Genomic DNA, 7,302 nt, shown 5'->3' on the forward strand with positions numbered 1-7,302 from the left:
GCCTTCGACATGATCGCCGCGAATGACGCCAACGGCATCGCGCCGGGCTCCCATCTGCTTGAGACGATCTTCAAGAAGTATGCGCCGTGCCTGATTCTGATCGACGAATGGGTCGCCTATCTGCGGCAGATCTACCGGGTCGAGGGCCTGCCGTCCGGTTCGTTTGATGCGAACCTCACTTTCGTTCAGTCGCTGACTGAAGCGGTCAAAGCCAGCCCCCGCACCTTGCTGGTCGCTTCCTTGCCGGCATCGCAGATCGAGGTCGGCGGCGACGGCGGCCAGGAGGCATTGGCGCGTCTCAAGCAGACCTTCAGTCGCGTCGAATCGTCGTGGCGACCAGCGAGCCAGGAAGAGAGCTACGAGATCGTCCGGCGGCGGCTGTTCAAGGACATTCCCGGCGACAAGTTTCATCACCGGGACAACACGCTGAAGCAGTTCGCAAAGCTCTATCGCGAGAACGCCAACGACTTCCCGCAGGGCTGCGCGGACGAAGACTACCGGCGTAAGCTCGAGAAGGCCTACCCGATCCATCCCGAATTGTTCGATCAGCTCTATACGACCTGGGGCTCGCTGGAAAAATTCCAGCGCACGCGCGGCGTGCTGCGCCTGATGGCGCAGGCAATCCACGAGCTATGGATGAATGGCGATCCGTCCGTAATGATCATGCCGGGTAGCGTAGCGGTGAGTTCGCCGCGCGTGGAACCGGAACTGCTCCACTATCTCGACGTGAGCTGGCAGTCGATCATCGCGGGTGATGTCGATGGCATGGCGTCCACACCCTTCAAGATCGACCAATCTGCGCCCAATCTAAACCGCTACTCCGCGACGAGACGCATCGCGCGCGCGATCTTCATGGGGACCGCGCCGACCCACCAGCAGCAGAACACAGGCCTCGACGACAAGCAGATTAATCTCGGCGTCGTGCAGCCCGGCGAGCGCCCGTCGATCTTCGGTGATGCGCTGCGGCGGCTGACCAACCAGGCCAAATTCATGCACGCCGATCTTGGCCGTTACTGGTACTCGATGTCGGCGAGTCTTAATCGCATCGCGGCGGACAAGGCCGCGCAGATCGAGACCGCTCTTGTTTTGATGACGATCGACAGCGAGTTGGGCAAGTACGTAAACGGTCTCGCGGATCGTGGTCATTTCGACGCCGTGCAGGTTGCACCTGCCTCATCGGCGGAGGTCCCCGATGAAGCCGGAGGCGTGCGGGCAGTGGTGCTCGGCGTGGCCCATCCGCACAACGGTCGCGACGGTTCTGAAGCCCTCGTCGAGGCCAAGGATATCCTGATGCAGCGCGGCAGCACGCCGCGCGTCTATCGCAACATGCTGGTGTTCATCGCCGCAGACGGACGCCAGCTCGACAATCTAAAAGACGCGATACGCGCGTCCTTGGCTTGGGGCGAGATCGTGCGCGACACGGAGCGGCTCAACCTGACCCAGAGCGACAGTGCGCTTGCCAAGGCCAAGCTTGCCGAATCCAACGAAACGATGAAGACACGCCTCAAGGAAGCGTGGTGCTATCTCCATTATCCGGCGCAGGAGAGCGCCCAAGCCGATGTCGAATGGGTGTCTGGAAGGTTTCCGGCGCAGGACGGGCTACTGGCGCGCGCCAGCAAGAAACTCGTGGCCGAGGAAGGGCTGCTCACGGAACTCGGACCGACGCGCCTCGATCGTGATCTCCAGAAATACATCTGGAACGGCAAGCCGCATCTCTCGCTGAAGGATCTGCGGGAGTACCTCAACCGCTACATCTACCTGCCGCGCCTGAAAAATCAGGAGGTCTTGATCAAATCCATACAAGCGGCCGTGAGCGGCATGTTGCCCGGCCCGTTTGCCTACGCCGAGCGGTGGGACGAGAAGACGGACACCTATCTGGGGCTCGCGATCGAGCGAGCCTCCAATTCGGTAATCGCCATCGATGCCGACAGCGTCGCCGTGAAGCCCGATGTCGCCGAGTCGCACCGGCCAGCGCCGGCGCAGGCTGAACCGGCTGGCCGTCATGAAGGGCCAGGCGAAAGGCCGCCGGAGGCCAGTGCGCAGCCCACTGGCGGAGCGCCCGGGCAGCCTCCAGCAGATAAGAAGCCGACCCGGTTCACGGGCACAGTGATGATCTCGCCCGAACGCCCCGCCAGAGACATGCATCAGATTGTCGAGGCAATCGTGGAGCAACTCACGACGCTGCGGGGCAGCCAGGTCAAGCTCCGGCTCGAGATCGACGCGGAAGTGCCGGATGGTCTCGATCGCGCCAAGGTGCGGACCTTGGTCGAAAACGCCAATACACTCGGGTTCATCGAGAAATCAGTGGAGTAGCGAAAATGGGCTTCTATCGATCTCCAAACCAACAATATCAACCTTGGTCATGGGATCGGAACGATTGACGGGCGGGGCTGCTCGACCGGCTCTCCAAGCGCAGGTCACTCCCGACCAGCATCGGCCTGGAGGCACAGTGGTTACCCAAATTCGCTTGCCAGTTTCTGCAGGGCCATCGACGGAGCGCCATAACTCACAAGCTTTACGTCGAGCTGACGGTCCCGGACCAAATCGAGTGCGCGGTAGGTGGCGCTATGGATCCAATTGTCGCGATTGCCGAATACGCCACCACCAAGTTGGGTGAGCAGGACGGTGCTCGAAGCTGTGCGCTCGGCATTGATGACAGCAGCCCAAAGGGTCGCCTCGTACGCGGCCTCGAGGACCAGGCAGGCGAACGCCTCCCAGTCGCCCGCCGCGATACCAGAATAGGCAACCGGGAGTGCCGAGCAGAAGGCCTGCGATACCACCGGGCATTGCTCGCCCGGAGAATCGGTAACCTCGACATCCCAGTGCAACCCAACCCGGAGCTTGCCCCGCAATTCGTCCAGCGCTGCTTCATCAAGAGTGTGCAGATGACGGGTGATCGCATCGATGCCTGCGCGCCCGCAAAGCGCATAGCCGTTTCGCATCGCCCAAAGCTCGCCTACGGGCCGCTTCAGCGCCGCGCCAAGGTCTTGGCCAATGTCTTCGAGGCAATCGAGTTGTCGGTCTCGTCTTTGCCCCGTCGATGAACCGACAGGCACGAAGTAGTTCCTGTAGATGGTTGCTGCGCCAGCAGCGATGGCGCAGGCCGGACCTTGCGTGGCGTCGTGCTGGTAGATGGTGACGCCCTGTTCGGGTGTTACATTGGGCGAGGTCATCTCGAGCAGATTGAACTGCGATGCGACCTGGAAGAGCGCACCAGCGTACTCCGGCGCCTGGTGCAATCTGCGGACATCGCCCTGGACAATGTCGACACTGAGACGCCCTTGCCGTCCAGAAGCCGACCTCGCCCGGTCTCGCAACTCGCCGAGCGCAGGCAATTCAAGACGGCCGATCCCATACTGCCTGCCATTTACGAGGCAATGCAGACGGTCACCATCAAGGCGGAGCTTGGAATGCGTGTCGTCATGATCTCTTTCTCGAAAGCCGGTCAGACGCTCGAACCAGTCCATCAGCGCAGACTCCTATTACGCCGACCGAGGTGCTGCTTGGTGCGGCTCGTCGAAATGCTTATGGGGGGATCGGTCAGGCGCATTCAGACAAGAGTTTCCAGGGTTCAATTCCGGTGATTGCGCRGAACGACCGCGCGGGATCTGACGCTGCCTCGCAAGAAAGCCCAAGCAGATCGCGCGCTCCTCCGTTGGGCTCCCACTACCTGCAACAGCTTGAACGAAGGGTAATTGGGGGCGCATTTCAATGGCGAGATCCGTCAAGTGCATTCCTCCGCCAAATTGTCCACACGCGGGTGGTCTTTGCGAGAGGAGAGCAGGTCGGATACGACTTCTTTGACAGCGCGGGTACGTAGTACAGCCTAATCAAAGAGGATGCCCATCTGAAATTCTCCAGAGAACAGGCCGCATTTCGGGCACAAATTGTTTCGCTTCGGCAGCTTCAGATCAAAATTGCTGAAGTAATCACCGTTTTTCAATGTGACATCGGCCAACGCTGTGACTTTTGGATTTCCATAAGGGATGGCATAAGCGCTTCCGCATTTCAGGCAAGTATTTAGGCTTTTAATGCTATTTGACGCTCGAACATCATTGCAAGAACTGCAATAAACCGGAAAGGGCGAATGAGTCTGGAAACTGGCTCGCGAGCCGCCGAGCGTTGAACAACAGGCGTAGCCGCAGTTCGAGCAGCTGAAATTGAGCCCCATTCCCATTGTGGCCTCCCGACGTTGGTGGACAGAATGCCGCGGGTGCTTTTGCCCCCACATGATCATTGTCTTGGCGATGCCCACCGGACCACAGAAGAGAATTCAGTCCGAGGTGGGCGATGATGTGGATTTGGATTGGACGTATTTGTTTGGTGGTCGCCGTTCTTGGGGCGTAGGCGCTCCGGCTAGCAGTGCAATCATGCTCCTAATCGGCATCAGAAGCGGTTGACATGGAGACGGTTGACGTTCGCACGAGGTGCCAACGCACATTCGCGGTTAGACCCCGTTCTTGGGGCATTCTCAAAAACACACGGCGCCCCGGCTGGGCTACCGCACTTTCTGATCAGGTCGCGGAAGCCAACACACTGTCCGGCTGCTAATATCCGGGTCCACCCATGCAGCCGCAACCGTTGCACGGGCGGTGTCCACGACACATCCAGTTGCATAGGTTCGGCCGCAACAAAGCAGCCAAATGACGATGCGAGCTGCGCGGTGCATGCTTCTTAAAGTGTCGGCGAGTTTCTCGATACGCCAGGCGTGGACACCGGTGCCTGCTGCTGTTCTTTCAAGTTCCTTCCTATCAGATCGCCCCTCGAGCGGATGACAAACGCGGTGACGACATCGCGAACGCGACTTTCGGCGATCCCCCTGACCTGCGGGCGGTTCGACTGTGTGCCCGTCTCGGCCTCGACAATCTCTGTGGTAACGCGCACCAGTGCGTCGATGTCGGTTTGGCAGAAAATCATCGCGGCCTTAGCCACGACCTCGGCCTTCTCATCGGTCAGGAGCATGGTCGCCCCTTCCTTGCCGATACAGACGAGGGTCTTCGTTCGGATCAGGTCGCGGGTTTTTTCGAGCAACTCAACCCTCTCGGTCCGCGCAGCCTTGGCCCGGGTCTCCGCTTCGAGCTGCTGAGCTTCGGCCCGAGCCGCCGCAGCCTCGCGTTCCGCCAGAGTTCGCGCCGCCACAGCCTGGCGCTCGGCTTGGGCCCTCGTTTCGGCTTCCTGCCGGTCGGCGGCAAGCCGCTCGGCATTGGCGCGAGAACTTGAAATCTGAGTTGCCAACCGCGCGCGGACGGCGCGTTCCAGATCGTTGTAATATGGCCCCGAGAAGAAGGCCTGGCCGCCGAAGCCGTAGATCGTGTCATGGGTGCTTATCATTAGCGCGACCGACTGCTGGCAGACTGAGAGCGCGCGCCCAATGAGGGGGTGAAATTTGTCGTAAGCGACTGCGCTGTCGAATTCGTCGTCACGCCGGACCACAGCCGCGACACAGTCAGTTGCCGCGCGAACATAAGGGACGTGCCGGTGTCGTTTCTCCGATTCCGACTGAGCGAGAGTTGGCCCAGCCGTCAGCGCCAAGATACCGATTACAATAAGTGTACGCACTGGATGTCCCTTTTGTTGACGACAGTCAGTCAATCACCGTGAACCTCCACGCCAAATAGGATGCCCCTGCGTTGGTCGCTTGTTAAAGTCGGCCAAGAATTTGCTCGCCGCTGCCTTGGCTCTCAGAGAAGTGCAAATAGTTCGGTGACGACGCCACACACCCGATCTCTTGTCCAACGCCGCGAGCCGCTACCCTCGTGCTGCTGTGATACGGACGCACGTCGCCTGACGAAACGACATCCATCAAGTGTGAGCGCCGGCCAACCGCAGCTGGCTCGGCGCCATCCCGGTCCATTGCTTGAATGCATGCGAGAAGGCGCTGACCTCTTGAAACCCAAGCAGCCAAGCGACCTTGGAAACATGGTGGCCGCCATCGTTGAGATAGCGCACAGCCAAGTCGCGCCTTAGCTGCTGGAGGATTTCCGAGAAACTCAGGCCCTCGTCGGCAAGCTTACGGGCAAGCGTCCGTTCGCTCATTCCAAGGAGGCGAGCGATGACTTCCGCGCGAACTTTGCCATGAGGGAGCAGCGGAGCGATCGCATTCTCGACGCTCACCCGAAGCGGGCTCGCATTGGTCGTGCGGGACGACAGCGCCGCCTCGCAGTGCTCCAGCATGAGATCGTTGAGGTAAGGGTCGGCATTGACGAGAGGGCGCTCGCGCGCCTCGGCAGGCAGGACCAATTCATCGGCATTTGCCCCGAACTCCAGGGCCGTTCCAGCAAACCGTGACATCGCCGAGATATCGCCGGAGCGGTGATGCGCGATCGAAACACGCAGTGGCACAAGCATCGTTCCGGTCAGGAGGCGGCAGAGGCGGATTGCGCCAAAAATGCAGAACTCGGCCTGATGCTTGTCGGAATGGCGGGGAAGGCCGACATAGCTCAGGCGAAGGGCCAGCRCTCCGCGCTCGGCCACGCTGAAGGCCAGCGCCTCATTGGTGATCGTGCTGTAACGGGCAATACGCTGGAGCGCCTCGCCAAGCTTCTGCGACGACGCCATCACATAAAACAGCAACCCGAGAAGGCGCGGATCAAAGTCCTGCGCCAGGGTGAAGCCCAGGCGGTCATCCGCCAGCGCTGTCGCGGCGCGGTCCAGCAGGGCGACCTGACGCCGAGCAAGCACTCTTTGATCCCGGCCAGTGAGCAGTTCCTCGTTCAGGCCGACCTCGCGCAGAACCGGCGCAACCGGCACGCCGGCGGCGACAAGCCGCGCAATGACGAGGCGCGAGATACCCGCTCGGGTCGTTGGCGGGGAGAGCAGCTCACTTAACACAGTCGCAGAACTCTCCGCCTGTCTGGGATGCGCAATACTTTGGCTAAAAATAACAAGTGACGAATGCCGCGGCAACCCATCTTAGCGTGGAGGGCGCCGGCAAATGGCTGACTGTCCTCAGCTTAGAAGTGACGATGCTTTGCGCGTAGCCGAATTCTTTTAGTTCAGAATAATCGAGTTGGCCGTAGCGCACGAACACAACCGTGTCTTCAACATGTCTGGTCCCGAACCGCAAAGGAGCGACATACAATGAGTAAATGGATCAAAGACAACATTACAATGTTGCTTGTAGCTCACGCGTGCGTGTTCACGGGTCCGGCCATCGTGCATGCTGCGGGGTTCGATAATCCGCTAAATTTTACACGGCCGATAAAGTCCGAAAGGGGCGCAATTTCGCCGATTGGCGTCCGCTCCTCCTACTACGGACGCGAGGACGCTTGTCATATCGCCACCAATGACTGGGGTTGGTCG

General features: G+C 60.2%; 5 protein-coding genes. 2 read left to right on the forward strand and 3 right to left on the reverse strand.

The window, feature by feature from the left end:
• Positions 1 to 2,313, forward strand: a 2,313-nt coding sequence (locus AC1DVA_RS25610; protein WP_476807744.1) for an ATP-binding protein, incomplete at its 5' end; no start/stop codon positions are given.
• 140 nt (positions 2,314 to 2,453) lie between these two features.
• On the opposite strand, the gene AC1DVA_RS25615 is transcribed toward AC1DVA_RS25610, so the two are convergent.
• The 3 genes from AC1DVA_RS25615 to AC1DVA_RS25625 all read right to left on the reverse strand — a co-directional run bounded on the left by AC1DVA_RS25615 (position 2,454) and on the right by AC1DVA_RS25625 (position 6,831).
• Positions 2,454 to 3,467 (reverse strand): hypothetical protein, encoded by a 1,014-nt coding sequence (locus AC1DVA_RS25615; protein ID WP_476807745.1) that lies wholly within the window; start codon positions 3,465 to 3,467, stop codon positions 2,454 to 2,456.
• Between the two features lie 1,207 nt (positions 3,468 to 4,674).
• Positions 4,675 to 5,331, reverse strand: coding sequence for a hypothetical protein (locus AC1DVA_RS25620; protein ID WP_476807746.1), 657 nt, complete (start codon positions 5,329 to 5,331; stop codon positions 4,675 to 4,677).
• A gap of 471 nt (positions 5,332 to 5,802) precedes the next feature.
• Positions 5,803 to 6,831: an AraC family transcriptional regulator gene (locus AC1DVA_RS25625; RefSeq protein WP_476807747.1), complete on the reverse strand. Its 1,029-nt coding sequence runs from the start codon at positions 6,829 to 6,831 to the stop codon at positions 5,803 to 5,805.
• Positions 6,832 to 7,080: 249 nt separating this feature from the next.
• Here AC1DVA_RS25625 and AC1DVA_RS25630 point away from each other — a divergent pair.
• Positions 7,081 to 7,302 (forward strand): hypothetical protein (locus tag AC1DVA_RS25630; RefSeq protein ID WP_476807748.1); only part of this gene is annotated, 222 nt, incomplete at its 3' end.

This window comes from Allobosea sp. P4_C6 (genome assembly GCF_056402015.1).

Coding starts and splice junctions, on each gene's coding strand:
- AC1DVA_RS25615 (WP_476807745.1), bottom strand. CDS start 3,467: ATGGACTGGTTCGAGCGTCTGACCGGCTTTCGAGAAAGAGATCATGAC.
- AC1DVA_RS25620 (WP_476807746.1), bottom strand. CDS start 5,331: ATGATAAGCACCCATGACACGATCTACGGCTTCGGCGGCCAGGCCTTC.